General features: G+C 52.3%; 24 protein-coding genes, 1 other RNA gene and 1 pseudogene. 14 read left to right on the top strand and 12 right to left on the bottom strand.

Annotated features, from left to right (window positions below; translation table 11 throughout):
• The first annotated feature begins 57 nt into the window (after positions 1-57).
• The 6 genes from LBQ97_08145 (at position 58) to LBQ97_08120 (ending at position 7,071) form a co-directional block, all read left to right on the top strand.
• Positions 58-1,194 carry a hypothetical protein gene (locus tag LBQ97_08145; GenBank protein ID MDR1832678.1) on the top strand — a complete coding sequence of 379 codons (1,137 nt, stop codon included), beginning with the start codon at positions 58-60 and terminating at the stop codon, positions 1,192-1,194.
• Positions 1,195-1,221: 27 nt separating this feature from the next.
• Positions 1,222-2,460, top strand: a complete 1,239-nt coding sequence (locus LBQ97_08140; GenBank protein MDR1832677.1) for a CoA transferase — start codon at positions 1,222-1,224, stop codon at positions 2,458-2,460.
• A gap of 109 nt (positions 2,461-2,569) precedes the next feature.
• On the top strand, positions 2,570-3,808 hold the full coding sequence (locus tag LBQ97_08135) for an MFS transporter (GenBank protein ID MDR1832676.1): 1,239 nt from the start codon (positions 2,570-2,572) through the stop codon (positions 3,806-3,808).
• Between the two features lie 69 nt (positions 3,809-3,877).
• Positions 3,878-5,017: an acyl-CoA dehydrogenase family protein gene (locus tag LBQ97_08130; GenBank protein MDR1832675.1), complete on the top strand. Its 1,140-nt coding sequence runs from the start codon at positions 3,878-3,880 to the stop codon at positions 5,015-5,017.
• A gap of 11 nt (positions 5,018-5,028) precedes the next feature.
• Positions 5,029-5,814, top strand: a complete 786-nt coding sequence (locus LBQ97_08125) for an electron transfer flavoprotein subunit beta/FixA family protein (GenBank protein ID MDR1832674.1) — start codon at positions 5,029-5,031, stop codon at positions 5,812-5,814.
• A gap of 78 nt (positions 5,815-5,892) precedes the next feature.
• Positions 5,893-7,071: an electron transfer flavoprotein subunit alpha gene (locus LBQ97_08120; GenBank protein MDR1832673.1), complete on the top strand. Its 1,179-nt coding sequence runs from the start codon at positions 5,893-5,895 to the stop codon at positions 7,069-7,071.
• Between the two features lie 134 nt (positions 7,072-7,205).
• On the opposite strand, the gene LBQ97_08115 is transcribed toward LBQ97_08120, so the two are convergent.
• Both LBQ97_08115 and LBQ97_08110 read right to left on the bottom strand, forming a co-directional pair.
• Complete coding sequence (locus tag LBQ97_08115; GenBank protein ID MDR1832672.1) at positions 7,206-7,388, bottom strand: hypothetical protein; 183 nt, start codon at positions 7,386-7,388, stop codon at positions 7,206-7,208.
• A 217-nt stretch (positions 7,389-7,605) separates the two neighbouring features.
• Positions 7,606-7,866 (bottom strand): hypothetical protein, encoded by a 261-nt coding sequence (locus LBQ97_08110; protein ID MDR1832671.1) that lies wholly within the window; start codon positions 7,864-7,866, stop codon positions 7,606-7,608.
• 197 nt (positions 7,867-8,063) lie between these two features.
• Between LBQ97_08110 and LBQ97_08105 the strand changes: the two genes are divergently transcribed.
• Positions 8,064-8,288: a hypothetical protein gene (locus LBQ97_08105; GenBank protein ID MDR1832670.1), complete on the top strand. Its 225-nt coding sequence runs from the start codon at positions 8,064-8,066 to the stop codon at positions 8,286-8,288.
• Positions 8,289-8,369: 81 nt separating this feature from the next.
• Positions 8,370-9,308, top strand: coding sequence for a 3-hydroxyacyl-CoA dehydrogenase family protein (locus LBQ97_08100; protein ID MDR1832669.1), 939 nt, complete (start codon positions 8,370-8,372; stop codon positions 9,306-9,308).
• A 1-nt stretch (position 9,309) separates the two neighbouring features.
• On the opposite strand, the gene LBQ97_08095 is transcribed toward LBQ97_08100, so the two are convergent.
• The 10 genes and pseudogenes from LBQ97_08095 to pssA form a co-directional block, all read right to left on the bottom strand.
• Positions 9,310-11,010, bottom strand: coding sequence for an ABC transporter ATP-binding protein/permease (locus LBQ97_08095; GenBank protein ID MDR1832668.1), 1,701 nt, complete (start codon positions 11,008-11,010; stop codon positions 9,310-9,312).
• A 9-nt stretch (positions 11,011-11,019) separates the two neighbouring features.
• Positions 11,020-11,919, bottom strand: coding sequence for a GTPase Era (era, locus tag LBQ97_08090; protein ID MDR1832667.1), 900 nt, complete (start codon positions 11,917-11,919; stop codon positions 11,020-11,022).
• Positions 11,916-12,704: a site-specific integrase gene (locus tag LBQ97_08085; protein ID MDR1832666.1), complete on the bottom strand. Its 789-nt coding sequence runs from the start codon at positions 12,702-12,704 to the stop codon at positions 11,916-11,918. The genes era and LBQ97_08085 overlap by 4 nt, the downstream gene beginning before the upstream one ends.
• A 31-nt stretch (positions 12,705-12,735) precedes the next feature.
• Positions 12,736-14,400 carry a DNA repair protein RecN gene (recN, locus tag LBQ97_08080; protein MDR1832665.1) on the bottom strand — a complete coding sequence of 555 codons (1,665 nt, stop codon included), beginning with the start codon at positions 14,398-14,400 and terminating at the stop codon, positions 12,736-12,738.
• The gene (locus LBQ97_08075; GenBank protein ID MDR1832664.1) at positions 14,394-15,197 is read right to left on the bottom strand and encodes an NAD(+)/NADH kinase; all 804 of its coding nucleotides are present in this window, start codon (positions 15,195-15,197) and stop codon (positions 14,394-14,396) included. The genes recN and LBQ97_08075 overlap by 7 nt, the downstream gene beginning before the upstream one ends.
• Positions 15,198-15,360: 163 nt before the next feature.
• A complete protein-coding gene (locus LBQ97_08070; GenBank protein MDR1832663.1) occupies positions 15,361-16,386 on the bottom strand; it encodes a sugar kinase in 1,026 nt (341 codons plus the stop codon).
• Between the two features lie 40 nt (positions 16,387-16,426).
• On the bottom strand, positions 16,427-16,882 hold the full coding sequence (locus tag LBQ97_08065) for a YhcH/YjgK/YiaL family protein (protein MDR1832662.1): 456 nt from the start codon (positions 16,880-16,882) through the stop codon (positions 16,427-16,429).
• A 30-nt stretch (positions 16,883-16,912) separates the two neighbouring features.
• A complete protein-coding gene (locus LBQ97_08060; protein ID MDR1832661.1) occupies positions 16,913-17,929 on the bottom strand; it encodes a sugar kinase in 1,017 nt (338 codons plus the stop codon).
• Between the two features lie 26 nt (positions 17,930-17,955).
• Complete coding sequence (locus LBQ97_08055) at positions 17,956-18,597, bottom strand: bifunctional 2-keto-4-hydroxyglutarate aldolase/2-keto-3-deoxy-6-phosphogluconate aldolase (GenBank protein ID MDR1832660.1); 642 nt, start codon at positions 18,595-18,597, stop codon at positions 17,956-17,958.
• Between the two features lie 396 nt (positions 18,598-18,993).
• A pseudogene (pssA, locus tag LBQ97_08050) lies at positions 18,994-19,662 on the bottom strand (CDP-diacylglycerol--serine O-phosphatidyltransferase).
• Between the two features lie 186 nt (positions 19,663-19,848).
• Here pssA and LBQ97_08045 point away from each other — a divergent pair.
• The 6 genes from LBQ97_08045 (at position 19,849) to lpxA (ending at position 26,148) form a co-directional block, all read left to right on the top strand.
• Positions 19,849-21,525 (top strand): hypothetical protein, encoded by a 1,677-nt coding sequence (locus LBQ97_08045; GenBank protein ID MDR1832659.1) that lies wholly within the window; start codon positions 19,849-19,851, stop codon positions 21,523-21,525.
• A 60-nt stretch (positions 21,526-21,585) separates the two neighbouring features.
• An RNA gene (gene ffs, locus LBQ97_08040) (signal recognition particle sRNA small type) lies at positions 21,586-21,683 on the top strand.
• Positions 21,684-21,747: 64 nt separating this feature from the next.
• A complete protein-coding gene (locus tag LBQ97_08035; GenBank protein MDR1832658.1) occupies positions 21,748-23,958 on the top strand; it encodes a UvrD-helicase domain-containing protein in 2,211 nt (736 codons plus the stop codon).
• Between the two features lie 30 nt (positions 23,959-23,988).
• The gene (gene lpxC / locus LBQ97_08030) at positions 23,989-24,816 is read left to right on the top strand and encodes a UDP-3-O-acyl-N-acetylglucosamine deacetylase (GenBank protein ID MDR1832657.1); all 828 of its coding nucleotides are present in this window, start codon (positions 23,989-23,991) and stop codon (positions 24,814-24,816) included.
• Positions 24,817-24,923: 107 nt separating this feature from the next.
• A complete protein-coding gene (gene fabZ, locus LBQ97_08025) occupies positions 24,924-25,355 on the top strand; it encodes a 3-hydroxyacyl-ACP dehydratase FabZ (protein MDR1832656.1) in 432 nt (143 codons plus the stop codon).
• A 19-nt stretch (positions 25,356-25,374) separates the two neighbouring features.
• On the top strand, positions 25,375-26,148 hold the full coding sequence (lpxA, locus tag LBQ97_08020; protein ID MDR1832655.1) for an acyl-ACP--UDP-N-acetylglucosamine O-acyltransferase: 774 nt from the start codon (positions 25,375-25,377) through the stop codon (positions 26,146-26,148).

Genomic DNA, 26,148 nt, shown 5'->3' with positions numbered 1-26,148 from the left:
GTATCAATAATGATTACACTGTATTTTCAGTCAAGACAATATCAAGGAGGATGAAAAATGGAAAAGAGTACCAAATGGTCAGCGGCATTCGGGATTACTTTCGTTTGGTTTACAACGCAATTTGGCGGTGGATTTGCGTCCGGAGCCCAACTGAAAAGCTATTTTATCAACTACGGAATTTTATGTCTATTTACCTGCATCGGGGCGCAGGCGATCTGTGCCGTATACAACGCCTATATCGCATATTATGGGAGAAAGCATAACACTTATGACTATCGCAGCTTCAACAAGAGTTTTTACGGCAAATATTCACCGGTATTTTCTTTCTTGTTTGAACTGGTCTATGTGTTTGTTCTGCTGGTGGTTCCGGCCGTAGCGTTCTCCACAGGAGGCGCCACGCTTTCTGCCTTGACCGGCATTCCCTATCTTGCCTGCACGGCGGTTGTAGGTCTCTTCATCTTTTTCGTAGCCATTTACGGTACGGCCATTGTCCGACGCGTGGCAGTTCTCCTTTCCGTGCTTATCGTAGCGGGTTTGTTGGTGGTATTCATTCCCAACATTGTGACTTTGTGGGGAAGCATCACATCAAATATCAGCGTTTTATCCGCTGAAAGCAAACCTGCGTGGCCTGCCATCTGGAGCATGATCGTGTATGCGGCTTTCCAGATCGCTTCTTCTCCGGCAATTCATTCACAACATTGCAGCGTTCTGGTAGAGCCGAAAGACGCCTGGTTCACATTTTTCCTGGGATTTGTCGTAAACAGTCTGATGATCTTTCTTTCTACTTTGGGATTGCTGGCGATTATCGGCTTGCCGGAATATAAGACGACGGCTTTGCCAGTGCTTTTGTTGGTAAATCAAGGCGTCGGAGGCAGTGTTCTGAAACCGGTCATTTCGATTCTGATCATTCTCGGAGCAGTATCCACAGCGGTCAATATGGTTGCGGCCGGAACGACTCGCGTTTGTAAGATGATTGATGAAAACTATGATCCCAACGCCAAACCCGATTCCAAAGTAATCATCACGACCGCAATTTTGAGTATTGTCGGTTTCTCGGTAGCGCAATTCGGGTTGCTTCCGTTGGTGAGCAAAGGGTATTCAATTCTTGGCTGGTTGGCATTTCCGGTTATCATGATACCGTATATTATTCATTTTGTCGTAACAAAATGCGATACCAAATCCAGCAAAGCTTAGGTTTTAATTATAAAGAGGTGATAAATAATGAGTGAGTGTAAACGTGCATTGGAAGGAATCAAAGTAGTAGAATTGGCGACATTTATTGCAGGCCCCTGCTGTGCAAGATTTTTATCGGACCTAGGAGCGGAAGTTATAAAAGTGGAGGCGCCGGCGGGCGACCCGCTTCGGTATACTGCGGTTAATGAAGGGCGCCCATTTGGTGATCAGGAAGATACGTCCTTTTGTCTGGAAAATACCGGAAAAAAATGCATCACGCTGAATACAAAATCAGAAAAGGGCAGAAAAATTCTGGAGGATCTGATCAGCCAAAGCGATGTGTTTATCACAAACTGGCGTCAACCAGCGTTGAAGAGAGCGGGATTGGACTACGATACACTGAAGAAAAAATATCCCAAGTTGGTCATGGGTTTGGTCAGCGGATATGGTGAAAAAGGACCGGACAAAGATTTGCCTGGTTTCGACTACACCGCATTCTTTGCCCGCGCAGGGATTATGGGGGCCATGTATGATACTGATTCTTCTCCCATGTTGCCTGTAGCCGGATTTGGCGATCATCAGGTTTCGTTGTATCTGGCCAGCGGAATATTGGCGGCATTGTATCGAGCAAGAGAGACCGGAAAAGGCGATCAGGTCATCGCCAGTCTCTTTCATGCCGGCGTATGGGACGTGGCGCTTTACCTGCAATGCAATCAGTATGGAGATGTTTCCACGCAATGGCCGATCAGCAGAAGGGGCTTCGCGAATCAATTTCAGGTGGCGCATAAGACAAAGGATGGAAAATGGGTGCAATTCGGCATGACGAGATATGATTTCTATTATCCGATCTTTATGGAAGCATTGGGCAGACAGGATTTGTTAAACGATGAGCGCTTTTTCCCGCAGACCAATTTGCAGAGCCATTTGGATGAATTTTATGATCTCCTTCACGACGAAGTCGGGAAGAGAACCCTTGAGGAAGTGGAGAATCTCATGAAAAAGGCGGATCTGCCCTACGCCGTTTGTCAGACCTGGAATCAGCTGTTGAATGACAAACAGGCATGGGAAGCGGATATTCTGACAAAAGTAGAATTCCCGAACGGGAACAAAAGGACGATGGTCAGACCTCCCGTCTCTTTTACGGAAACAGAATTGCCTCCGTATGAGCGGGCAAGATTCTTGGGTGAAGATACCAGAACTGTGCTGAGCGCCATGGGTTACAGCACTGAGCAGGTCGAAGCCATGATCGCCGCAGGAGATGTCACGGATTGTAAGAGAATCGGATAAGAAATATTGGATAAACAGGTTGCGCGCTCGCGCAACCTTTTACCCGATCATGCTTGTCTACAAGAATACAAGTTGTAAAAAATGTCAATCTTTTGATTAATGAGGGAATATGAACGAAAATATGAAATCGGTAGAACAATGGCCAACTGCCGGTGAATCCAATCTCAACAGGCGTCTGTGGTTTCTTTTGGCGGGCTTTGTGATTATGCTGTTCGCAGGATCAATTTACGCTTGGTCGGTTCTAAAGCAGCCGTTCTCAAGGGAATTCGGTTGGAGTGCGGGAGATCTTGGCCTTAATTTTACAGTTTTGATGTGCTGTTTCTGTATCGGAGGCGTAATCGGCAGTCTCATCCAGAAAAAGCTGGGTTTTCACTGGACAGTGATCGGATCAGCCTTGCTCGCCGGAATCGGATACTTCATGGTCTCACGTTTGCGAAGCGGAGGTGTTGTTTCACTTTATATCGCCTATGGGGGACTGTGCGGGCTAGGCATCGGCGCCGTATACAGTCTAGTGATTTCCTGTGTGATCGGATGGTTTCCGGATCACAGAGCGGGCGCTTCCGGCGTTTTGATGATGGGATTTGGCGCGAGTAGCCTGCTCGTCGGTTCCGCAGCCAGAATACTCTTCTCTTCGATTGGTTGGCGATCCTTTTTCGGATATCTTGCCGCTTCGACCGCAGGTGTTATCGCCATTTGTGCAATTATCATCCGGCCGGTTTCAATCAGCGCCGGAAAGAATACCGTTGATTCAGCGCAAGGCGACGAACTCAGCGTGTCAGAAACACTCAAAAAAGCCTCATTTTGGTTGTTTTATGTGTTCTCTATTCTGATTGCCTGCGTCGGGAACAGTGTTATCAGCTTCGCCAAAGACTTTTCGGTTTTTTCAGGCGCTCCGGAGAGTTTTGCGGTGGCGCTTGCCGGGATGTTGGCTGTTAGCAATGGATTCGGTCGCATTCTTTCGGGCATTTTGTACGATAAGCTCGGCAAGAAGAAAACATTGCCGCTTGCCGCTACAATTTGCGTAATCGCGAACGGGATTTGCCTTTGGTCAGCCTGGACAAGAAATATGGCGCTCAATTCCCTGGGGCTGATTCTTGTGGGAATTTCCTATGGATTTATGCCGCCCCTCACGAGCGGGTTCATTGCGCAAACATACGGCAAGAAAAATTTTGCGACCAATTTCAGTATTGTCAACACAATGCTCTTATTTGCGTCATCAATGGCTACTGTGACCGGTAAAATACTCGACAGAAGCGGTAGCTATCCGATGGTGTTTACTCTTTTACTGGCTTCTTCTTTGCTGGGTTTGCTAACAAGTTTTTTCATCAACAAAATAGGCGATAAATAATTAACGAGCGGTCGTAGCCTGAATCTATACGATTCGGCTGACCATCGCGAATTTGTACAGGAGGATAATATGTATTTGACAGAAAAACATGCCCTGGTCAGAAAATTGGCCAGAGACTTTGCTCTAAAAGAGCTCACGAAAGATGTGCTGGATCAGACTGAAGAAAGTGGGGTTTTTCCGGAAGAGATATATCAAAAAATGGCCAAAATCGGCCTTTTGGGAATCAAAATTCCAAAAGAATACGGAGGACAGGGATCAGACGCGAGATCCTATGCGGTTGTCATAGAAGAAATCACTCGCGTAAGCGCTGTAGCAAGCCTCTATGTCTCCTCGGCAAATTCTCTTTCGGGTGGACCTTTTTTGCTCTCGGGAACCGAAGAACAAAAACAAAAATACCTGCGCCCCATCGTAACCGGGCAATACAAACTCTGTTTCGGGCTGACAGAACCGGGGGCTGGCTCCGATCCGGCGGCGATGACGACGTTTGCCCAGAAAGACGGGGATTATTATGTGCTGAACGGTCGAAAAACGTTCATAACAATGGCGCCGCTTTCTGAATACGCGGTAATATACGCGAAAACAGAGCGAAATAAAGGGATAAAAGGCATCAGCGCATTTATCGTCGATATGAAACTGCCGGGGGTTTCCTGTGGGAAGCCGGAGCATAAAATGGGGCTTATCGGTTGCGCAACCAGCGATATTATTCTTGATGACGTCCGCGTGCACAAATCCGAGATGCTTGGGGAAGAAGGAAAGGGATTCATCAATGCGATGAAGACTCTGGATACCGGCCGTTTAGGCGTAGCGGCACAATCCATTGGGCTTGCCCAAGGTTGTTTGGATGAAGCGGTAAAATACGCCAAAGAAAGAAAACAATTCGGAAGAAGGATTGCGGATTTTCAAGGGATCAGCTTCATGATCGCCGATATGGCGACGAAATTGGAAGCGGCGAAAGAACTGGTCTACAAGACGGCCTATTTGCTCGACGCCAATCAGGATACCACGCTCAGCGCGTCCATGGCGAAATTGTTTGCTTCAGAGGTATGCAATGAAATTGCTGCAAAGACGCTGCAAATCCATGGCGGCTATGGCTATATCAAGGATTACAAGATTGAGCGGATGTACCGCGATTGTCGTGTGTTCACGATTTATGAAGGTACAAGTCAAGTGCAAAGAATCGTGATCTCTGGGAAATTACTGAAAAAATAGGAGGAATGAACATGAAAATACTGGTCTGTGTAAAACAAGTACCGGATACCAACGAAGTCAAAATTGATCCTGTAAAAGGTACGTTAATCAGGGACGGCGTGCCCAGTATTCTGAATCCGGATGATGCAAACGCGTTGGAAGCGGCGTTGCAGATCAAAGACGCGAATCCGGATTCCAAAGTGATCGTTTTGAGTATGGGACCGCCGCAGGCAGTTTATATGCTGCGGGAATGCCTGGCCATGGGAGCGGATGAGGCTTATCTTTTGAGTGACCGGGCCTTTGGCGGAGCCGATACTTGCGCCACTTCTACTACATTGGCGGCGGGGGTCAAAAAAGTCGGCGATGTGGATTTGATTTTTGCAGGTCGCCAAGCAATTGACGGCGATACGGCGCAGGTGGGACCGCAAACGGCTTGGCGTCTTGATCTGCCGGTGGTGTCATACGTCAGCGAAGTCAAGCTGGAAAAAGGAAAAGCCATTGTAAAGCGAATGCTGGAAGACGGATACGAAATGATAGAAGTAAAAACTCCCTGCGTTTTGACGGCGGTAAAAGAGCTGAATGAACCCCGGTATATGACGGTTGATAAAATTGAAGCAGCCTACAAAACCGACATTCCTGTCTGGGATCATTTGGCTGTGGGGCTTGACCCGAAAGATTGCGGACTCAACGCCTCCCCCACACAAGTATTCCGTTCCTTTACGCCGCCTCCCAAAGGAAAAGGCGAAATTCTCAAAGGTACGCCGAAAGAAATGGCTGAATCGCTGGTGTCAGGACTAAAGGAAAAGCACTATTTGTAGAGAGAATTGCCGAACCTTTCGGGAGGGTATACGCCTTTTCGGAACCGGCAGTCATACAGGCAAAGGAGGATGACGGTTATGTCTGTTGTTATCATTAATGAAAAATGTAAAGGTTGCACAATATGCGTAAAAAATTGCCCCTTTCAAGCAATCACCATGGAAGGAAAACTGGCTGTAATAAATTCCGCCTGCACTGAGTGCGGCGTATGCGTAGAGAAATGTCCTTTCAAAGCCATTGAAAAAACGGAAGCGGCAAAAGTGAAAAAAGATTTGAGCGAATATCATGGCGTTTGGGTTTTCGCTGAACAAAGAGATAAAAAGCTCATGCCGGTAGTCATCGAATTATTGGGCGAAGGCAGAAAACTGGCTGATGAAATCGGATGTGAACTTGCGGCCGTATTGCTCGGCGAAGATGTCGGCGCGCTTGTTGATGAACTTTTCGCTTATGGAGCGAATAAGGTGTATTTGGCAGATGATCCCAAATTGGCTACCTACAGGACAGACGCCTATACAAAAGTCTTCAACGAGGCGGTGGAAACGTATATGCCGGAGATCGTACTTCTGGGCGCTACACATATCGGGCGCGATTTGGGGCCGTGCCTGGCAGTCAAGGCAGGTACCGGGTTAACTGCTGATTGCACCAAACTTGAAATTGATCCTGAAGACAAAAAAATCCGACAGACCCGCCCGGCATTCGGCGGAAATTTGATGGCGACGATTGTCTGCCCGAATCACAGACCGCAAATGTCAACGGTCAGGCCCGGCGTAATGGAGAAAGCCGCAAAGAAGGAAGGACGTACCGGAGAAATCATCCAACTTCCTGTAAAATTTGCGGAAGATGAAATTCGTACAAAAGTAATCGATATTGTAAAAACATTGAAAGAAGCCGTTTCTTTGACGGATGCGAAAATTATCGTCTCCGGCGGCATGGGTCTGGGGAAACCGGAAGGATTCGAATTGCTTAAGAAACTTGCGGATAAGTTGGGCGGAGTAATCGGTAGTTCACGAGCCGCCGTAGACGCCGGCTGGATTGACCATGCCTATCAGGTCGGGCAAACCGGGACGACAGTCAAACCCAATATTTACGTTGCCTGCGGCATTTCCGGCGCGATTCAGCATTTGGCAGGTATGCAAAATTCCAAACTGATCGTGGCCATCAACAAGGATGAATCCGCGCCAATTTTCGAAGTCGCGGACTATGGAATTGTCGGAGACTTGTATAAAATCGTTCCGGAAATTCTCGCAGCACTCAACTAAGCTATCCTATCTTCCTAATTTTTATGACGCCGGGTCATTCCAGAAATGCTACGATGGGTGATCCGGCGAAAATCTTTTTATCTCATTGACAGGAAAGAAAGACTCTCCGCTTTTTTAGCGAGTCCGAGAATTGATCATTCATAGTATTTTTTGTTCACTATTTTGTAGAGTTCAAATGCTTCGATGGCGTTTGGCGGGGCACTTTCAGTCAAAGTATAGGTGTCCTTTTTTGGATCATATATGTACCAAGTCTTGTCTTTATGCCAATCCATACAGCCCATAAATTTTTTACTCATCGTATTTTTTTCTTTTGGCATCGCATTCACCTCTTTTTAAACTTGCTGCGTGCATTAATCCTCAGGCATTCGGCAAAAAAAATATCAGTGATTGAAGAAAGCGCCCTGTTTCATGGGCTTACAGCTTTTTATAAATATCACCACGATTTCCGGCATACAGTGCAAAAACAATTATTTCCAAATTTTGGGATACCCGGAATAAAAACCTGAAGGAACGGATTCTCAAGCGGAGTATGCCTTAGAATATCACGCTCTTAACCTTAGCGATTTTCAATTCTTCTTCTGTCATGGAATTCAAGATTTCCAGCAATTCTTCGGATTCTTCTTTGGAGCATTCCGGCACATTCATCAATCGATAATAAAAATCCGCTTTCCTTTCCTGCACAATTTTCTCAAGCGCAGTCCGGGCCAGCCCGCTGAGTGTTTCGTGATAAGTTTCCGCAATATGTTTAAGGTCTGCCAGCAAATCTTCATTCAACCGGATATTGATGGATTTCATTTTTCCCCCTCGCCATACATGATATCTTGTAAATACAGTGTAGCATAAAACCGACTGCCGGTCAAGCAGAATCCTTACAACCGGTATGTCGGTATCCTATTATTCCGCGAGCCCCCCTTTTTCCTTATTGACAAAGCCCCCGATCATGCGGTAAGATTAAATAACCATCATTTCTACCGATCAAAGGAGGCTGTACTATGGATGTTGCGCTTGTGGACGTGACAAGAGGGGATGTCGTGGAATCGCGGCACAGAGGTTGCGCGGTCGTCGCGGACGGCTCGGGAAAGCACTGCAGCGTTCCGGTCCACGCCATGCCCATCCGCAATATGGCCACAGGCTACGCCCGATTTACCGAACCCGACAACCGCAACGACCACGGGAAGCCGGTCGGAAAGCTGAAGCCGGTCTTTACGCTGGCTTAAGCGCCCGCCTTCCCTCGTTGACGTTTCCCCTGAAATATGCTATCATGGATAATGAGAAAAAAACTTTTGCGGGAGGCTTTTATGAAAAAACTCGAAAACATCAAGATCATCGGCAATATCGGGACCGGAACCATGGGATACGCGACGGCCATGCTCTTCGCCATGCACGGCTACCGGGTCAAACTCTTCGGACGCAGCGACGAATCTTTTGCCCGGGCCTTCGGGAAAATCCGCTCCGGGCTTGAAACCTACGCAGAGGCCGGAATCATCCCCGTTGACCATATCGAAGAAATCATCGCCAATATCGAAAAAGTGACGACTTACGCGGAGCTTGCCGACGTGGATTTTGTGATCGAATCCATCGTCGAGGACGTAGCCGTAAAGCAGGCGGTCTGGTCCGACATTGAAAAAGCCGTGTCTGAGAACGCCATTCTCGCTACGAATACCTCGGGCCTGAGTCCCACGGAAATCCAGAGCGTCCTCGTTCATCCCGAACGCTTTGTCGTCGCCCATTTCTGGAATCCCGCCCACCTGATGCCCCTTGTGGAAGTCGTCCCGGGCGCCCGCACGAACCCGGAAACGGTTCAAACGACCGTCGAACTCATGAAGCGTCTCGGGAAAAAGGCCGTGGCCCTCAAAAAAGAATCTCTCGGCTTTGTGGGAAACCGGATCCAGGACGCGGTCCTCAGAGAATGTTATCATATTATCGAAGAAGGAATAGCCGACCCCGAGGCAATCGACGAGATCGTCCTCGCCAGCGTCGGCCTGCGCTGGAGCATCCTGGGCCCCGTAACTTCCGCGGACCTGGGCGGCCTCGATATTTTTTACAATTCCTCAATCTATCTCTATTCGGACCTTGCCAACTACAACGGTCCCGATCCCGTATTGGAAAAGAAAATCCGGTCCGGAGATCTGGGTCTCAAGACCGGAAAAGGCTTCTATGACTGGTCCGGCGGCAAAGGGGCCGAAACCGTTCGCATGCGCGACAAAAAGATGCTGGAAATTCTCCGGAAGGGATGAGTTACAGTTCCCCGTGGAGCTTGTAATAATACCCTTTGGCGGCAAGAAGTGATTCATGGGTTCCCCGCTCCTCGATGCCCTGCTCCGTCAGCACAAGGATCTCGTCGGCGTTCCGTATCGTCGTGAGCCGGTGGGCCACCACAATGGCCGTGCGGCCTTTGCAGAGCTCCTCCAGGGATTTCTGGATCAGCTGCTCCGTGATATTATCAAGGGCCGATGTGGCCTCATCAAGGATCAAAATCGGCGGATTTTTAAGAAAAATCCGGGCGATGGCGATCCTTTGTTTTTGTCCGCCCGAAAGCTTCACGCCCCGTTCTCCCACGTAGGTATCGAGCCCTTCGGGGAGTTCGGCCAAAAATTCTTCGATATTGGCCTTTCTGGCCGCTTCAAGAATCTCCTCTTCCGTGGCGTCGGTCTTCCCGACGACGATATTGTCCCGGATCGTCCCAGAAAAGAGAAAGACGTCCTGCTGCACGACGCCGATATTGCGCCTCAGTGAAGAAAGCGTCATGTCATAGATGCTGACGCCGTCAATACGGATGTCCCCCGACTCAATTTCATAAAAGCGCGGAATCAGGTTGCATAGGGTGGTCTTCCCGCCCCCCGACGGACCCACAAGGGCCAGCATCCTTCCTTTTTCGATCTTGAACGAGATGTGACTCAATACTTCTTTCTGCTCATGCCGGAAGGAGACGTCTCGGAATTCGATCTCCCCCTCGAAAATCGCCGCCGGTTTCGCATTTTTCCGGTCTTTTTCCCTGTCTTCGGAAATCAGCTCGAAAAAGCGTTTGAAGCCCGTCATGCCGCTCTGGTATTGCTCCACGAACTGGACGAGCCGTCTGAGGGGCATCGTAAAGGTCTTGACATAGAGCAGATAGGCGAAGAGATCGCCGGTCGTGATTTTCCCGTTCCAGGCAAACCAGCCGCCCGACATCAGGACCACATAGTCCAGCACGTCCATAAAAAAGTTCATGCCGGCGCCGAATTGGGCCATAACCCGGTAAGCTTCGCCCCGGGCGTCGATATATTCCCGGTTGTCCTCTTCAAAGCGTTCCCTTTCGGCCTCGGCGATCACAAAGGCCTTGGAGACCCGGATCCCCGATATGCTGTTTTGCAATCTCGCGTTGATGACGCCGGTTTTTTCCCGGGTTTTGAGGAAGGCGTCGAATTCCCGTTTTTGCATCAGCATGCTGAAAGCGACGATGAGCGGAAACACGATAAACAGGATCAGGGTCAGGGCCACATTGATCCTGAGCAGAATCACGAAGGAACCGGCGAGCATCACAAAGGAAATGAAAAGATCCTCGGGGCCGTGGTGGGCCAGTTCCGAAACTTCCTGCAAATCGTTTACGATCCGGGACATGATGGTTCCGGTCTGATTGCTGTCAAAATAACGAACCGGCAGTTCCTGCAAGTGCTCATAGACGTCCCGGCGCATGTCGGCCTGCATGCCGACGCCGACGAGATGCCCCCAGTACTGCATAAAATAGTTGCAGAACATTCGGATCAGATAGATCCCCATGAGCGCCGCCGCAAAGATCATGAACAGCCGGTAATCCCTGGCGGGCAGCACGTTGTTGATGATTTCCCGCGTCATCAGCGGATAGACGAGGCCGCACATTGAGGCGACCATGGCCACGAAGAGGTCCAGTAAAAACATGGCTTTATGGGGCTTGTAATATTGAATAAACAGTTTTAACATTGCTTTTCTTCACGTTCCTTTCCCGGGCGCGTAGCCCATTTCCTTCAGGAAGGGCTTTTTTTTGCGCCAATCTTCCTTGACTTTGACCCATAGTTCGAGGTAGACCGGATGATCGAGCAGTTTTTCGATCTCGAGTCTCGCCTCCGTGCTGATTTCCTTGAGCATGCGTCCGTTTTTCCCGATCAGGATCCCCTTCTGGGAATCCCTTTCCACGTAGATGTTGGCCTGAAAGAGGTCGGCGCTCTTCTTCCGCTGTTCCGTATGAATCAGCTCAATCGCGACGGAATGGGGGATTTCGTCCCTGGTCTTCAGGAGAATTTTCTCCCGGATGATCTCCGTGATGATTCGGTAAGTGGGCATATCCGTATACATGTCGTCGGGATAATAGCAGACCCCTTCCTCTAAAAAAGGATCGACGGCGGCCAAAAGCCGGTCGAGTCCAAAGCCGTATTTGCCAGATATTTCAATATAGCCGTCAAAATTAGTCAATTTTTCTTCGATTTCCGCTTTTTTTTCGATGAGCGCCGCGTCCGTGAGCTTGTCGGTTTTATTCAAGACGATGATCCGGGGAACCCGCTTCGCCTCAAGGATGCGCTCCATGACAAATTGGTCGCCCGTACCCACGGGGACCGTCCCGTCCAGCACGAATAAAATCACGTCCACTTCCGAGAGGACGCCCACAGCGCTTTGGGTCATGTAATCGCCCAGGAGATTTTTCGGCTTGTGAATGCCCGGCGTATCGATAAAGATATACTGATTGCCGCCCCGGTTCAGAATCCCTCGGATATTCTCCCGGGTCGTACCCGATTTGTCGGAAACGATCGCGACCTTTTCCGAGACGAGCTTATTGATCAGCGTGGATTTTCCTGTGTTGGGCCGTCCGACGACGGCGATAAACCCGGCCTTCACCGGAGATCATCTCCTATTTTTGTAGATAAATAAAATTCTTTGAGCTTTCGGAAAAAATCCCCGTCTCCCTCTTCCCCGCTCCGGTCGTGACGGAGTTTGCTGTTTCGGATCACGTTTGACGTGATGTTGTCGGCAAAGCCCGCTTTGTAGCCGTATTCCAGCAAATGTCGGTTGTAGACCTTCGCGGTCCTTTTGTCAAAGAGGTCGGCTTCGGGGTAACATGCCGCGAAGCGCATGAGTTCTTCCCGCAGAATGGGAGAAATATCTCTTTTGATCAGTTTACCCCGCTTCAAAAGCAGGAAATTTCTGTATTCGTAGCGACGCAGGTCTCTCATTTGCAAAGAAAAAACCTCCGTATTCTTGAGTCCCGATTCATAGATAAATTCAGTCAATATTTTTTCCCTTTGCCCTTCCTCCGTATCCGGAAATTGCGCAAGCAGCGTCTCGTATTCCCCGGCGCTCAGCGCGTTTCCGCCGATCGTTGCCGCGGCCTCAAAGCGAAAATTGCCGAGGGGAATCTGCGGGATGACATTTTGCTCAAGCAGGTATTTGTAAAAACTCCTGATGGAACTCGTTTTACGATATACTGTTTTTGTCTTGTATTTATTTTGCAAATGCTGAAGATAAGCGTTGAGATCTTCGGTTTTCGCCTTTTCTACGTCGATCTCTTTTTCTTTCAACCAGAGCCGCAAGTCGTTGATGTCCTTTTCGTAGATCCGGAAAGTCTGGTCATTGATATTCCCGATATTTCTCGCGTACTCCAGAAACGCCCAGATATGGTCCATGCTCTTCCCCCTTGTTCCCGCCGGCCTGCGCTCACGCCCCCGAAAGGAGCTCTCTGGCGTGGGCGACGACGCTTTCGGTGACGGCTTCCCCCGCGAGCATCCTCGCGATCTCCCGGACCCTTTCCTCGCCGTCTATGGTCTTTACCGTCGTCTGTGTCTTCTGTCCCTCCGTCTCTTTTTGGATCAGCAGTTGTTCCGTGGCCATGGCCGCGATCACGGGCGAATGGGTGATGGAGATCACCTGCGTGTGGCTTCCGATGGCTTTCAGCTTGGCGGCGATTTTGCGAATCGTCTCGCCGCCGACGCCCGTATCGATCTCGTCAAAGATCAGTATCGGGATATTGTCAACCTTTGAAAAGATCACTTTGAGCGCGAGCATGATCCGGCTGACTTCCCCGCCTGAAGCGATGCGCCACAGGGGTTTCATTTCCTCGCCGGGATTCGTGGAGATGAAAAATTCCACGTCGTCGGTTCCGCCCGGGCCCATCCGCTCGCTTTCCGTGGTCCTTGCCTCAAAGCTCGCTCCGCCCATATTGAGATCCTTTAATTCCGCTTCCAGCAGGTTTTTGATCTCCGCGCCCTTCTGCCGTCTCAACGCCGAAAGCTTCGCCGATTCGGCGGTGTAGAGATTCAGGATCTCTTGCTTTTCCTTGAGCAAATGGTCGATCCGGTAGGCGCTTTCGTCGTAATCGGCTATTTTTTGCGCGATCTCCGCCCGATATTGAAGGACCTCGTCCATGCTCGCTCCGTATTTGCGCCGCAGACCCGCCAGCGCGTCCAGGCGCTCGGCCATCCGGGCCAGGGCCCTGTCATCGGTTTCAAGGCCGCTTCCCAGTGTCTTCAGGATATCGTCGCAGTCCTCGACCTCATACCAGGCCCTTTCGAGGCGCTCATGGAGTTCCCCGTAGGCGCCGCCCCAGGAAACGATGCTCTCGAGACTGCGCACGACGGCGCGCAACTGCCCGAGGACGCTTCTTTCCCCCTCGGACAGCGTCATATGCCCGGTTTCCAGTTTTTCCCGGATCATTTCGGCGTGAAAGAGACGCTTGTATTCTTCCTCCAGCTGTGTGTCCTCATCAGAAAGCGGATTGATCCTGTCGATCTCATCCGCCTGGAACAGGTATAATTCCATCTTGTCTTTGTACGCCGTCCGCAGCGCTTCCGTCTCCCCGATGGCCCGAAGGACGTCGGTATACCGCCCATGCAGGACCGCCACGGCTTCTTTTTGCCTTTTCCCCTCTTCTCCGAGGAACTGGTCCAGCAGCCGGATGTGGTTATTTTTGTTGAGCAGCATCTGATGGGCGTGCTGGCCCACAATATCGATCAGGTTGACCGTGACCTCCCTGAGAGCGTTCAGGGTCACCCGGGCGTCATTGATAAAGGCCTTGCCCTTGCCGCTGCTGTCGTAGATCCGGCGGATGATGAGCTCGTCCTCATCAAAGAGCAGAATGCCCAGTTTTTCGATTTCTTCCCGCTGGGCGGGGGTCAGGGAGAATATGCCCTGGGCGATCAAATTTTCCTCGCCGCTCCGGATCATGTCAAAAGACGCTTTTTCTCCGATGAGCAGATTGATCCCGCTGAGGATAATGGATTTTCCCGCGCCGGTTTCGCCGGTCAGGACCACAAGCCCGTCTTCAAAGGCCATGGCGACGTCCTTGATGATCGCCAGATTTTCGATCTTCAACTCCTTCAGCATAAATTGTCCCCCCATTTGAGCTTTTCCCGGAGCACGCTGTAATAATTGCGCGCCTTGGGGATAACCAATTTCAGGGTTTTTCCGGAATAACGGACGCCTACCCGGGAAAAGGGCGTGACGGTCTCCCCCTCATGCCCGTCTATCAAAATAGTCGCTTTTCTGTCTTCGTCGATCAAGCGGATGTCCAGCGTCTCGTCGCCGCCGATGACGATGGGGCGGATATTGAGGTTGTGCGGCGCCAGGGGCGTAATCACCATGACTTTGGCGTTCGATTTGACGATGGGGCCTCCCGCCGACATGGAATAGGCCGTGGAGCCTGTCGGCGTGGAAACGATAACGCCGTCTCCTTTGTAGACGCACATATCCTGGCCGTCCGAGGTGAATTTCAGGCGGATGACCCGGGCAGCGGCCCCGTCTTTGGAAATCAGGAGCTCGTTCAGGGCGTAGCGGGTGTTGTCTCCGTGGGTTACCTCGAGGATGTAACGCTCTTCCCAGCGGAAATCTCCCGAAAGATATTCGTCATAGGCTGAAAATACACCTTCTTCTTTGATCTCGGTCAAAAATCCGAGACTGCCGGCGTTGATGGCGATCACAAACAGGCGCTCATTTTCGCTGATCGCCCGGAAACTTCTGAGGAGCGTCCCGTCGCCGCCGATGGTCACGCAGAAATCACAGCCGCCGATTTCATCCAAGCCCACGACCCGGATTCCCTTTTCCCGGAAATAGGCGAGACTCCTGTCGTAAATCTTCCGCGCCAGCTCTTTTTGCTCGTTATAGAATATCGCAACCGTTTTCATGCTTCACCTGAACACCCTTTTGTCTTGGAAATTCTCTAAGAAAGTTATATCATATTTGCCGAAAAAACGCAATAGAAAAACCCCGAACATTTCCGGTCCGGGGGTTTTTTGATCAACATTTCCTCTGCGCCTTTGCGCCTCCATGCAAGATGGTTTTGATTTTTCAGCGCTGCACTCTGCCCGAGGCGTCGCCGCCCGCCAGCGTTTCCACTTCCTCAAGGCTCACAAGATTGAAGTCGCCGGGGATCGTATGCTTCAGGGCCGAAGCCGCTACCGCGAATTCCAGCGCTTTTCCCTGATTGTCGGGCCAAGTCAAAAGCCCGTGGATGATCCCGCCGGAAAAGGCGTCGCCGCCGCCGACGCGATCCACGATGGGCAGCAGATCGTAGCGCTTGGATTCATAGAATTCGCTGCCGTTATAAATCAGCGCCTTCCAGCCGTTGTGGGAGGCCGAGAGCGATTCCCGCAGCGTGGAAATTACATATTTGAATTTGAACTGATCGGCCATTTGTTTGAAAATGCCCTTATAGCCTTCGGCGCCGGTCTTTCCCTTCGTGATGTCGGCGTCGGGCTTGAAGCCGAGGCAGAGTTCCGCGTCCTCCTCATTGCCGATGCAGACGTCGACGTATTCCATCAGCGGCCGCATAACGGACTGGGCTTTCTCTTTGGACCAGAGCTTTTTCCGGAAATTGAGATCCACCGATACGGTGACGCCGTGCTTTTTCGCGGCGATACAGGCGAGCTTCGTGAGTTCCGAGGCCTTGTCGCTGATGGCGGGGGTGATCCCCGACCAGTGGAACCAGGCCGCCCCTTCCATGATTTTGTCGAAGTCAAAATCCTTTTCGTCCGCTTCGGCGATGGCCGAATGGGCTCTGTCGTAGATTACTTTCGAAGGCCGGACCGAAGAGCCCGACTCGAGAAAATAAATCCCGAGGCGCTCGCCGCCCCTCGCGATATAATCCGTCCGGATGCCGTAGCGCCTGAGCGTCGTCAGAGCGCTTTCCCCGACTTCATGTTTCGGGAGTTTTGTCACGAAATAAGCGTCATGCCCGTAATTGGCGCAGGATACGGCCACGTTGGCCTCCCCGCCGCCATAGACCACGTCAAAGGTCTGGGATTGCACGAGGCGGGAATTTCCCGGTGAGGAAAGCCGCAGCATGATTTCGCCCAATGTGATGATTTTTGCCATTTCAATTACCTCCTGTCTTTTACCTCTCGGATTTTTCTCGTCAGATCCTGATCTTGATCACGGCTTTTTCAATGGTCCCCTCGTTGATTTTGATCTGGGGCCGGTGGACGTCTTCGGGGAAGACGATGGCAAAGGAGCCTTCCGTCATGGTGTAGACCGTCTCGTCGACGCAGGTGTATTTTGTGACGTCTTTTTCCTTGTTGTAGGGATCGAGCGTTTTGAGCGTCGGATTGCCGATATCGGCATAGCCGAAGCCTTCCGTCCCCTTGAGGACGATTTGCAGATCCAGATAGTCGTTGTGGTTTTCGGCGGCGCAATCGGCCGCGGGTTTTCCCGTATAGGACTGGCGGTTGATATAAATATTTTTGCCGTCAATGTCCTGTTTTCCCACGGCGAGGGCCGCCAGATCCGTCGAAAGGGCGTAATCGATCGCCTTATCAATGTTCGGACTCAGGCCTTTGTATAATTTGAGATCTTTGATCTTTCCGATAATCATCGTTTTCCTCCAGTTGATATAGAATTTTTGTCAGCGTTCAACGCCTTTGGCGCCTGAATTTTTCATGTAGTCGAGGATATCCTCAACGTTCAGCACACAAACATCCCCGTAAATCGTGTGTTTCAAAACGGATGTGACCAGGCCGAAATTGAGGGCCCAGGCCGGATCGTCGGGCTTTTCCAGCAGGCCGTGGATCACGCCCGCCGCGAAGGCGTCGCCGCCTCCGATCCGGTCATAGATATTAAAGCGGATAGGATCGGTATATTTTTCTGTCGTCTCGGAAAAGCAATAAGCCGAAAGGCTGTTTTCCGTGGCGCTGTAGATGATCCGGTCCGTGCCGAAAATATAACGCAGGCCGTATTTTTTGATGGTCTTCCGAAAGAGGTTGCCGCGCCGTTCGTTGGGGGAAAGAAGCGTCCCGCTGTCGGCCTTGACGCCCAATATGGTCTCGCAGTCAAATTCCGAGGCAAAGACGATATCGGCGTAAGGAATGACTTTCCGGTATTGGGGAGCGGCCTCCTCCACGGTCCAGAGCTTCGAGCGGTAATTGAAGTCGAAAGAGACCATGACGCCGTATTCCTTGCAGGCCTTGAGGCAAAGAAGCACCGTTTTCCGGACCTTTTCCCCGAGGGCCAACGAGATTCCCGACACATGAAACCAGGTGGCGTCCCGGAAAATCTCCTCAAAATTCACCTCTTCGGCTTCGATCCGGGTAATGGCCGAATGCTTGCGGTTGTAGATGACCTTGGACGGTCTGCCGCCGAAGCCCGTTTCGAGGAAATAGATCCCGAGGGTTGTGGAGCCGCGGATCACATAGTCCGTATTGACCCCGTGCCCGCGCAGATGCTGGATCGCCGAATCGCCCAGAATATTGGGGGGCAGCTTCGAAAGGAAAAACGTCCTGTGCCCGAAATGGGACAGGGAAACGGCCACATTGGCCTCTCCGCCGCCGTAATTGGCCATGAAGCTCGTGGTCTGGTTGATTTTGCTGTATTCGGGCGGCGTCAGACGCAGCATGATTTCCCCGAAGGTAACGATCTTCTCCATTCCTCATCACCCCGTTGCGTGAAGTTTTATTTCTTTTTGGCGCGAAGGGCCGCGATTTTTTCCACAAAGGCCTTCGCGGTTTTCGTGATGTCTTCGCTGGTCCCGCTGGCCAGTTTTCCGCCCGCGCCGCAGGCCACGACGCCGTTTGCGAACCAGGCTTCGATGTTGTCTATGCTGACGCCTCCTGTGGGCATGATGTTGACCGTGGGCAGGGGCCCTTTGACGGCTTTCACATAGTCGGGTCCGAAGGCGCTTCCCGGGAAGAGCTTCAGAATCTCGCAGCCATAGGACATGGCGCGCATCATTTCCGTGATCGTGAGGCAGCCGGGCATATAGGGAACCTGGTAGAGGTTGCAGAGTTTCGCGGTCTCCTCGTCAAAGCCCGGAGATACGATATACTCGGCCCCCGCCAGAATGGCGATCCTTGCTGTCACGGCGTCAAGTACGGTCCCCGCGCCGATGATGAGCTGCCCGGGATCGATCTCGGCCTTCAGGGCCTTGATGGCTTCCGTGGCGCCCGGAACCGTATAGGTCACTTCGATGGCCGGGATGCCGCCCGCGATGCAGGCTTTGGATATCCGTATGGCCTCCGCCGTACTCTCGGCCCGGACCACGGCCACGATGCCCACGTCGGTAATCCGTTTCAAGATTTCAGTTTTTTTGAACATGCTGATCCTCCTTAACAATTGCTTTTATTACGAAAACACCCTTTACGCTCTATCATACCACATTTTTGGAAAAAATCAACGCCCTTTGTCGTCTATTTCTTTGTGCTATTTTTTGGTTCTCTTCCGGGGCGCTTTCGCTCCGGTCCCCGGGCCGCCGCTCTTCGCGGTTCGGGGCGGGCTTTTTTTCTTTTCCGCCGCCGGTTTTTCCTTTTCCTCTTTGGGTTTTTCTCCGGCCGGTTCGGAGGACGCGCCGGCTGCTTTCGGCGTTTCGGTCCCGGGAGCGGGCTTTTCTTTGGGGATCAGCGGCAAATATTCCACGACCGGGGTTTTTTCCTCTTCCTCAAGGTCTCCGTCGCCCTCGTCCCCGACGCCGAAGCTGTTGCGGATATGCCGGTAAAGATTCAGGATCACATAGCTCCCCGAGAGGATAAAGATCGAATAATAGGCCGTTATCGCGGCCCCTACGATGACGACGGGGATCAGCTTGCGGGGAATAAACGAAAAGGTCTTTTCGGGGGTCTTGAAGCTGATCGTGCTGACCATGAGAATGGCCGCCAAAAGGGAGATTCCGATAAAGAACTCCCGGTCATAAAAACGAAAGCCGAAACGTTGCTCCAGGGAACGGCTGATCAGCACATAGGAACAGACCATGGCCGCGGCGTTGGGGATCGGCATACCGCTGAAATCCCCCTTTTCGCTTGAGGCCACGGTGATCACGTTGAATTTGACCAGGCGCATGACGCCGCAAAAGGCGTAGAGAAAGGAAACGGGGACCAAAATCGTGCTGTTGGCGACTTCCGCCTGCAGCTTGCAGTAAATCAGGAACCCCGGCGCGAGGCCGAAGGATATGGCGTCGGCGAAGGAATCGAATTCTTTTCCGAACTCGCTGAAGGCGTCAAATTTCCGGGCGGCTTTGCCGTCCAGACCGTCACAGATCATGGCAATGATGATAAAGAGGATCGATTTGTTGAATTCGCCCTTGAAAGAGGTCGTTATACTCAAAAATCCCAGAAACAGGCTCGCGGCCGTTATGGCGTTGGGCGCCAGATATTTTTTTTCCAGCATGGCTTCATCTCCTGCCCGGTTTTCGCAACCGGAATTCGTTCAAAGTTTTGATGATCCATTTTACCATAAAACGCGGGGAAAGACAAGAGAAAGGGGAAAGTTTTCATTGAAAATCAAGGCCCGCTGTGATAAAATTAGAGAAAAAGATCCGTTGCCCCGGAAAGCCTCCGGAAAGGAAGTTCCGCCATGATCCGAAAAACTTTCTCCACCCTCGGAATAATCGTGCTCGCGCTGATTTTTTTGCTGTATTTCGCGCGAAACAAACTCCTTGAATATACGCTGGAGAAAAAGCTGACGGAGGCGGCGGGCAGCCAAGTCGAGATCGGAGGCGTGGATTTCAGGCCCTTCTCATCCTATCTTTCGGCTACGGCGATTTCCGTGGCCGGCCGGGGCGATCAGAGGATCAAAGCCGCCGCGATCCGGGAAGTCAAGATCAACTACCGGCTTTCGGTCAAGGAAAAAAAGATCACGGTAACGGATTCCTCGCTGATCGGCGTACAGCTCTTCACGCCGGGGGAAACAGGCGGAACGGCGCCTTCGGCGGCGAGCGTCGCGACCGGCGGAGAGACCGGCGTCGCCGGCGAAGCGCTCAACGAAAAGACAAAGGATCTGGCCGCGGCGCAATTTGACGACGCCAAAAAAAAACTGGGGGAGATCCGCGAAACTTATAAAAAAAGGATAGACGCCATCAAGCAGGGGGAAGCCTGGCAGACGCTGAAGAAAGAAACCGAAGGAATCCTTGACCTCAAGAACCCCATGAAACTCCTGTCGCTGCAAAAAGAAGACGTCGAGCGCCTCAAGGGGCAGGCAAAGGCGCTCCTGAAGGAGATCTCGGCGGAAAAAGAACAGGTCCGGGCCCTGATCCGGCAAAACGTCTCAAAGGACGCCTATCAAAAGAACCTTGAAAAGCGTCTCAGAGACTATCTCGTCAGCGAAGAGGGACTCCTCGCCGACTTTGACAAATACTTGAGCCGCTATCTCAAGCAAAAATACGAGAAGGACCTTGACGAGCTCGTCTATCTGTACCGGGAATCGCTGAAAAAGGTCCGGGACGCCAGAGAAAAGGACTTTCAGGACAGGGACAGCTGGGAAGTCCTCGTGGAAAAACTGCTGCTCAACGTCGAGGTCTACGGCATGGTCTTCAGCGGGGAAATCAACGACGTCTCCAGCCGCCTTTCCAAAAACAAAACGGACGTCGTGATCCGGCTCACGGCCTGGGAAGACAAAAATAACGCGGTCATCGAAGGAAAAATCAATTTGCGGGATCTGCAGGGGACCCTTTCCCTCAGGGTTCCCGGCGGAGAATTTGACAAGACGCCGGAAGTCAGAAACTACATCCGCGGCGGATCCTTTTCGGTATTCACCGACATGGGCCTGACCGATCAAAACATTAAAATCTCCGGAAGCGCAGGCGTCCGGAACCCCAAATTCGACAAGAGCGCCCTCAAAGGCGCCAACGACAGCGGCATCCCGCTCCTCTACGAAGTGGTCCTGCCTGTCCTCGAAAATCTTACGCTGAACGATATACGCTATTCTTATGATTCCGGAACTCGGGACCTCGTGATCCAAAGCGGCCTCCCGCAAAAGCTTCTGGCCGAGATCCGGAAAAATAACGGCGCCATCCGCGAAGACCTCCTGCGCTCGCTGTTGAAACGCAACCAAAAAACCGTCGAAGACTACGGGACGGCGCTGGACCGGGAGGAAAAACAGGCCGGTGATATGATCGAAAACCTCGCCGGGAGCGATTCCGATACGATGACGAAACTCCTGGAGCGCCTCGACAAGTGGAGCGAACGGGAAGACGTCAGGGAAAACCTCAAAGAAGGGGAGAAGCTCCTCAAAAATCTCTTCAAAAAATGGTAAAGAACGACGCTTTTGTTGACGAAACGGAAGATCCGTGCTATAATAGACGATGTCACAGAGAACGGGGATTCTTACGGCATAGTTGTATCGAACCGTGTCAGGACCGGAAGGTAGCAGCACTAAGGTAGGATTGTGGGTGTAGGATATTCCTGCCTTTGTGACTTTTGTTCTGCGCTGGATACGCGAAAATCGCGTTTTTTATAGAACATCCCGGGGAGGAACATGCAAAACAATATTTTGGATAAACTGAACGACAGACAGCGGGAAGCCTGCCTGAGGACCGACGGGCCCCTTTTGATCCTGGCGGGGGCGGGCTCGGGGAAGACCCGGACCATCACGTACCGGATCGCCCATATGATCAGGAATTGCGGGATTTCTCCCTACGCCATCCTCGCGGTGACGTTTACGAACAAAGCGGCCCGGGAAATGAAAGAGCGCGTCGCCGATCTCGTGGGGGACGACGCCAACCGGGCCTTGATCTCGACGTTTCATTCCTTCGGGCTCAGGCTCCTGCGGGTATACGGGACGAAATTGGGCTACGGGGCCAATTTTACGATTTACGACACGGACGACCAGAAACGGGTCATCAAGGGGATTCTCAAGGAACTGCGCTCCGCCAACAAAGTCCTGACCGACGGCATCCTCGCCTCCATGATCTCGAGGATCAAGGAAGAGGGGACGTCCCCCGAGGATTACAACGCCGCTTCGGCCAACTTTGACGAAAACGAGCGGCTCATCGGCGACGTTTACCTGCGCTACAACAAAATCCTCAAAGAGAATAACGCCATGGATTTTTCAGACATCCTCGTCAATACGGAAAAGCTCCTGCGTCAAGAGGACGTGCTCCGGCGGGTCCGGGACAAATTCCGCTACATTATGGTCGACGAGTACCAGGACACGAACCGGATCCAGTACGACATCATTCAGAAAATCGCGGCTCAATACCGGAACCTCTGCGTCGTCGGCGACGAAAATCAGAGCATTTACGGCTTCCGGGGGGCCAATATCCAGAATATCCTTGATTTTGAGCGGGACTGGCCCGACGCCGTCGTCGTCAAGCTCGAGGAAAATTACCGTTCGACCTCGGTCATTCTGGACGCGGCCAATAACGTGATCCGGAACAACGCCAGCGCCAAGGACAAGACGCTCTGGACGAAAAAAACCAGCGGGGAGCTGATCACGCTCTTTGACTGCCCCGACGGACGAGACGAGGTCAACCGGGTCCTGGCCGAGGTGGAAAAGGGTCGGGCCCGGGGAATGCGCTACCGGGATTTTACGGTTCTCTACCGGACAAACGCCCAGTCCCGCCTCTTCGAGGAAGGCTGCCTCAGAAACAATATTCCCTACAAGGTGTTCGGCGGCACACAGTTTTACCAGCGGGCGGAAATCAAAGACCTGCTGGCCTACCTCTCCGTCGTCAACAACCCCGCAGACAACGCCAACCTCCAGCGGATCATCAATATCCCGCGCCGGAAAATCGGCGACAAGACCGTCGAAAAATTGAACGAAGCCCGGAGCGCCCGGGGGCTTTCCCTCTACGAAGCCGTCGGCGCCTGCGACGACATTGCCGGGATCCCGGCGGGGGCAAGGGAAAAGCTCAAGGAACTGCGGGGGATCCTCCAGGAACTCGCGCAAATGAATGAAGATTCCGCGGTTTCGGAGATCTTCGAGCGACTCCTTTCCGCGATCCGTTACCGGGAATACCTCACGGAGACCTACGACGACGCGGAGACCCGCGCGGAAAACGTCGAGGAGCTCTTCAATTCCATCCGGGAACTGGAGCGTATGGCGGAGACGCTGACGCTCAGGGAATACCTCGAAAACATTTCCCTCGTCAGCGCGACCGACGATTTGAGCGAGGAAAAAGACTACGTCAAGCTGATGACGATCCACAATTCCAAGGGCCTCGAATTTCCCGTGGTCTTTCTCTGCGGCCTCGAGGAAGAGATCTTTCCGGGGAAAAAGGCGGTCTTTTCGACCTCGGACCTCGAGGAGGAGCGGCGACTCTGCTATGTGGCCATTACCCGGGCCGAGGACAAGCTCTATCTTTCCTTCGCGCGGATGCGCTACCTCTACGGGGAATTGAGCTACCGGACCGAATCCCGCTTCCTCGCGGAAATCCCGGAATCGCTCCTGATGGTGGAAGCGCCGAAGGAAGAGACCCGGGAGGGCTTGGCCGGAGAAGGCCGCCCGGCGGAAAAGACGAAAAAGCCGGAACCTTATGCCTTTGAGTTCCGGAAGACGATTACCGTGGCGGATCTGAACAAGACCGTAGCGGATTTTCCCTACAAGATCGGGGAAAAGGTCATGCACAAAAAATTCGGCCTCGGCGTCGTCCGGAACATTACCCCGAGGAAAGTGGAAATCGATTTTGTGGACGGCAGGAAGGAAATCGCCCTTGTCGTCGCCGATAAATTTTTGCAGAAACAATGAACGCGCAAACGAGCAAGCGGAGGGATCAGCGTGAAACGGAAAACCATAGCAAAAGAGATCTCCACCGAGGGGATCGGCCTTCATAAGGGGCAAAATATAAAGCTGCGTCTGCTGCCCGCCAATGACGGACATGTCCTCTTCCGGCGGACAGACCTGAAAGCGGGAGAAAATGAGGTCTCGCTTGACCTCGCCAACACCTTTGACCTGACCCGGGGGACGAACCTCAAAAATCCGTACGGGGCCGCGGTCTACACGATCGAGCATTTTCTCTCGTCGCTGATGGCGGCGGGGATCACGGATCTCGTCGTGGAACTGGACGGAAACGAGCTCCCCATCGGGGACGGCAGCGCCTCCGGCTTTTTGGCGCTCTATGAAAAAGCCGGAATCAGGGAATTGGAGGCGGAAGCGGATCCTCTGGTGATCACCTCCCCGGTCTACCTCAGGCAGGACGATAAAATGGTGGCGGCCTTCCCCTGGGAGGGCTTCAAGATCACCTACGCGATCCGTTTCGAGCGGAGCTGGCTCCAGTCGGAGCTCGCGGAATTTGAAATCGACTATGAGACCTACAAAAAAGAAATCGCCCCCGCCAGGACTTTCGGCTTCGATTATGAGATCGACTACCTGAAAAAAAATCATCTCGCCCTGGGCGGCTCCCTTGAAAACGCCATTGTGATCACGAAAGAGGGCGTCATGAACCCCGAAGGACTCCGTTTCCCCGATGAATTCGTCCGGCACAAGATGCTTGACATCATCGGCGACCTGAAGATCTTGAACCGCCCCATAAGAGGCCATATCGTCGCGATTAAGGCCGGACACGCCATCGATATCGCCTTCGCGGAAAAGCTCCGGGCGCTGTGACTACCGCGGTCGGAAGACCGCTATGGAGAAAAAATCTGGTACAATCCCAATAAATGTGGTATAATAGGACAGATCACACAAATTCATTTGACACGGAGGAAGAAAGCATGTTAGACATCGTGGAAATCATGAAGCGAATCCCGCACCGCTATCCGTTTTTGCTGGTGGACAGGATCCTTGAAATGGATAAAGAGACAAAAACCGTCCGGGGAATCAAAAATGTGACGATGAACGAAGCGCATTTTGAAGGGCATTTCCCGGGACATCCGATTATGCCCGGCGTGATGATCATCGAAAGCATGGCCCAGTGTCTGGGCGTTCTCGTTATGGACGACATTGAAGGCGGGACGAAGCTCCCCTATTTCGCGGGGATCGATTCCGCGAAATTCAAGCGGCCCGTGCGGCCCGGCGACCAGCTCGTCTATGAAGTGCGCGTGGAAAAGCAAAAGCTCAGCATCGTCAAAGCCCACGGCATCGCCAAAGTCGACGGCGAACTGGCCTGCGAAGCGACGTTTACGTTCAGTCTCGTCGGCAAATAAAGTCTGAGGGGGCGTTACCTTGGCGGATATCCATGAAACAGCCATCATCGAACAGGGGGCCATCCTCGCCGACGACGTAAAAGTTGGTCCCTATTGCTTTATCGGCAAAGACGTCAGGATCGGGTCCGGCACGTCTTTGTTTTCGCATGTCGTCGTAGGCGGGATTACCGAAATCGGCGAGGGCAATGAAATCTACCCCTTCGCGTCCATCGGACTCGCCAATCAGGACCTGAAATACAAGGGAGAGGCCACAAAGACCATTATCGGCAACCGCAACAGAATCCGGGAATGCGTCACGATCCACCGGGGCACCGACGCCAGTTGGGAAACGCGGATCGGCGACGGCAACCTGCTCATGGCCTATGTCCATGTGGCCCATGACGTCCGGATCGGGAACGGCTGCGTCCTCGCCAACAACGTCACGCTGGCGGGCCATGTGACCGTGGAAGATTACGCGATCATCGGCGGACTCACGCCGGCCCATCAGTTTACGCGGATCGGAGCTTATTCCATGACCGGCGGCAACAGCGGCATCGCGCAGGATATCTGTCCCTTCTGCCTCGCCGAGGGGGAACGGGCGGAAATGAAAGGACTCAACAGCATAGGCCTGCGCCGCCACGGTTTTACCGACGAGGATCTCTCCAATCTGAAAAAAGCCTACCGGCTCATTTTCCGGAGCGGACTCCCGCTCAAGGAGGCCCTGCGCCAGGTGGAAGAGAGCTTCGGGCAGGACGAGCACGTCATGTACCTCGTCAATTTTATCCGAAGCAGCCAGAGGGGGATCGCGCGCTGA

The sequence above is a fragment of the Fusobacteriaceae bacterium genome (assembly GCA_031272775.1).
Classification (GTDB): domain Bacteria; phylum Fusobacteriota; class Fusobacteriia; order Fusobacteriales; family Fusobacteriaceae; genus JAISST01.
The sequence above is the reverse complement of the archived record's forward strand: the minus strand, read 5'-3'. Positions and strand labels throughout refer to the sequence as shown.

Bases quoted from the DNA above. Each gene is read 5' to 3' on its own strand.
- LBQ97_08145 (MDR1832678.1), top strand. From the start codon at position 58: ATGGAAAAGAGTACCAAATGGTCAGCGGCATTCGGGATTACTTTCGTT.
- LBQ97_08140 (MDR1832677.1), top strand. From the start codon at position 1,222: ATGAGTGAGTGTAAACGTGCATTGGAAGGAATCAAAGTAGTAGAATTG.
- LBQ97_08135 (MDR1832676.1), top strand. From the start codon at position 2,570: ATGAACGAAAATATGAAATCGGTAGAACAATGGCCAACTGCCGGTGAA.
- LBQ97_08130 (MDR1832675.1), top strand. From the start codon at position 3,878: ATGTATTTGACAGAAAAACATGCCCTGGTCAGAAAATTGGCCAGAGAC.
- LBQ97_08125 (MDR1832674.1), top strand. From the start codon at position 5,029: ATGAAAATACTGGTCTGTGTAAAACAAGTACCGGATACCAACGAAGTC.
- LBQ97_08120 (MDR1832673.1), top strand. From the start codon at position 5,893: ATGTCTGTTGTTATCATTAATGAAAAATGTAAAGGTTGCACAATATGC.
- LBQ97_08115 (MDR1832672.1), bottom strand. From the start codon at position 7,388: ATGCCAAAAGAAAAAAATACGATGAGTAAAAAATTTATGGGCTGTATG.
- LBQ97_08110 (MDR1832671.1), bottom strand. From the start codon at position 7,866: ATGAAATCCATCAATATCCGGTTGAATGAAGATTTGCTGGCAGACCTT.
- LBQ97_08105 (MDR1832670.1), top strand. From the start codon at position 8,064: ATGGATGTTGCGCTTGTGGACGTGACAAGAGGGGATGTCGTGGAATCG.
- LBQ97_08100 (MDR1832669.1), top strand. From the start codon at position 8,370: ATGAAAAAACTCGAAAACATCAAGATCATCGGCAATATCGGGACCGGA.
- LBQ97_08095 (MDR1832668.1), bottom strand. From the start codon at position 11,010: ATGTTAAAACTGTTTATTCAATATTACAAGCCCCATAAAGCCATGTTT.
- LBQ97_08085 (MDR1832666.1), bottom strand. From the start codon at position 12,704: ATGGACCATATCTGGGCGTTTCTGGAGTACGCGAGAAATATCGGGAAT.
- recN (MDR1832665.1), bottom strand. From the start codon at position 14,400: ATGCTGAAGGAGTTGAAGATCGAAAATCTGGCGATCATCAAGGACGTC.
- LBQ97_08075 (MDR1832664.1), bottom strand. From the start codon at position 15,197: ATGAAAACGGTTGCGATATTCTATAACGAGCAAAAAGAGCTGGCGCGG.
- LBQ97_08070 (MDR1832663.1), bottom strand. From the start codon at position 16,386: ATGGCAAAAATCATCACATTGGGCGAAATCATGCTGCGGCTTTCCTCA.
- LBQ97_08065 (MDR1832662.1), bottom strand. From the start codon at position 16,882: ATGATTATCGGAAAGATCAAAGATCTCAAATTATACAAAGGCCTGAGT.
- LBQ97_08060 (MDR1832661.1), bottom strand. From the start codon at position 17,929: ATGGAGAAGATCGTTACCTTCGGGGAAATCATGCTGCGTCTGACGCCG.
- LBQ97_08055 (MDR1832660.1), bottom strand. From the start codon at position 18,597: ATGTTCAAAAAAACTGAAATCTTGAAACGGATTACCGACGTGGGCATC.
- LBQ97_08045 (MDR1832659.1), top strand. From the start codon at position 19,849: ATGATCCGAAAAACTTTCTCCACCCTCGGAATAATCGTGCTCGCGCTG.
- LBQ97_08035 (MDR1832658.1), top strand. From the start codon at position 21,748: ATGCAAAACAATATTTTGGATAAACTGAACGACAGACAGCGGGAAGCC.
- fabZ (MDR1832656.1), top strand. From the start codon at position 24,924: ATGTTAGACATCGTGGAAATCATGAAGCGAATCCCGCACCGCTATCCG.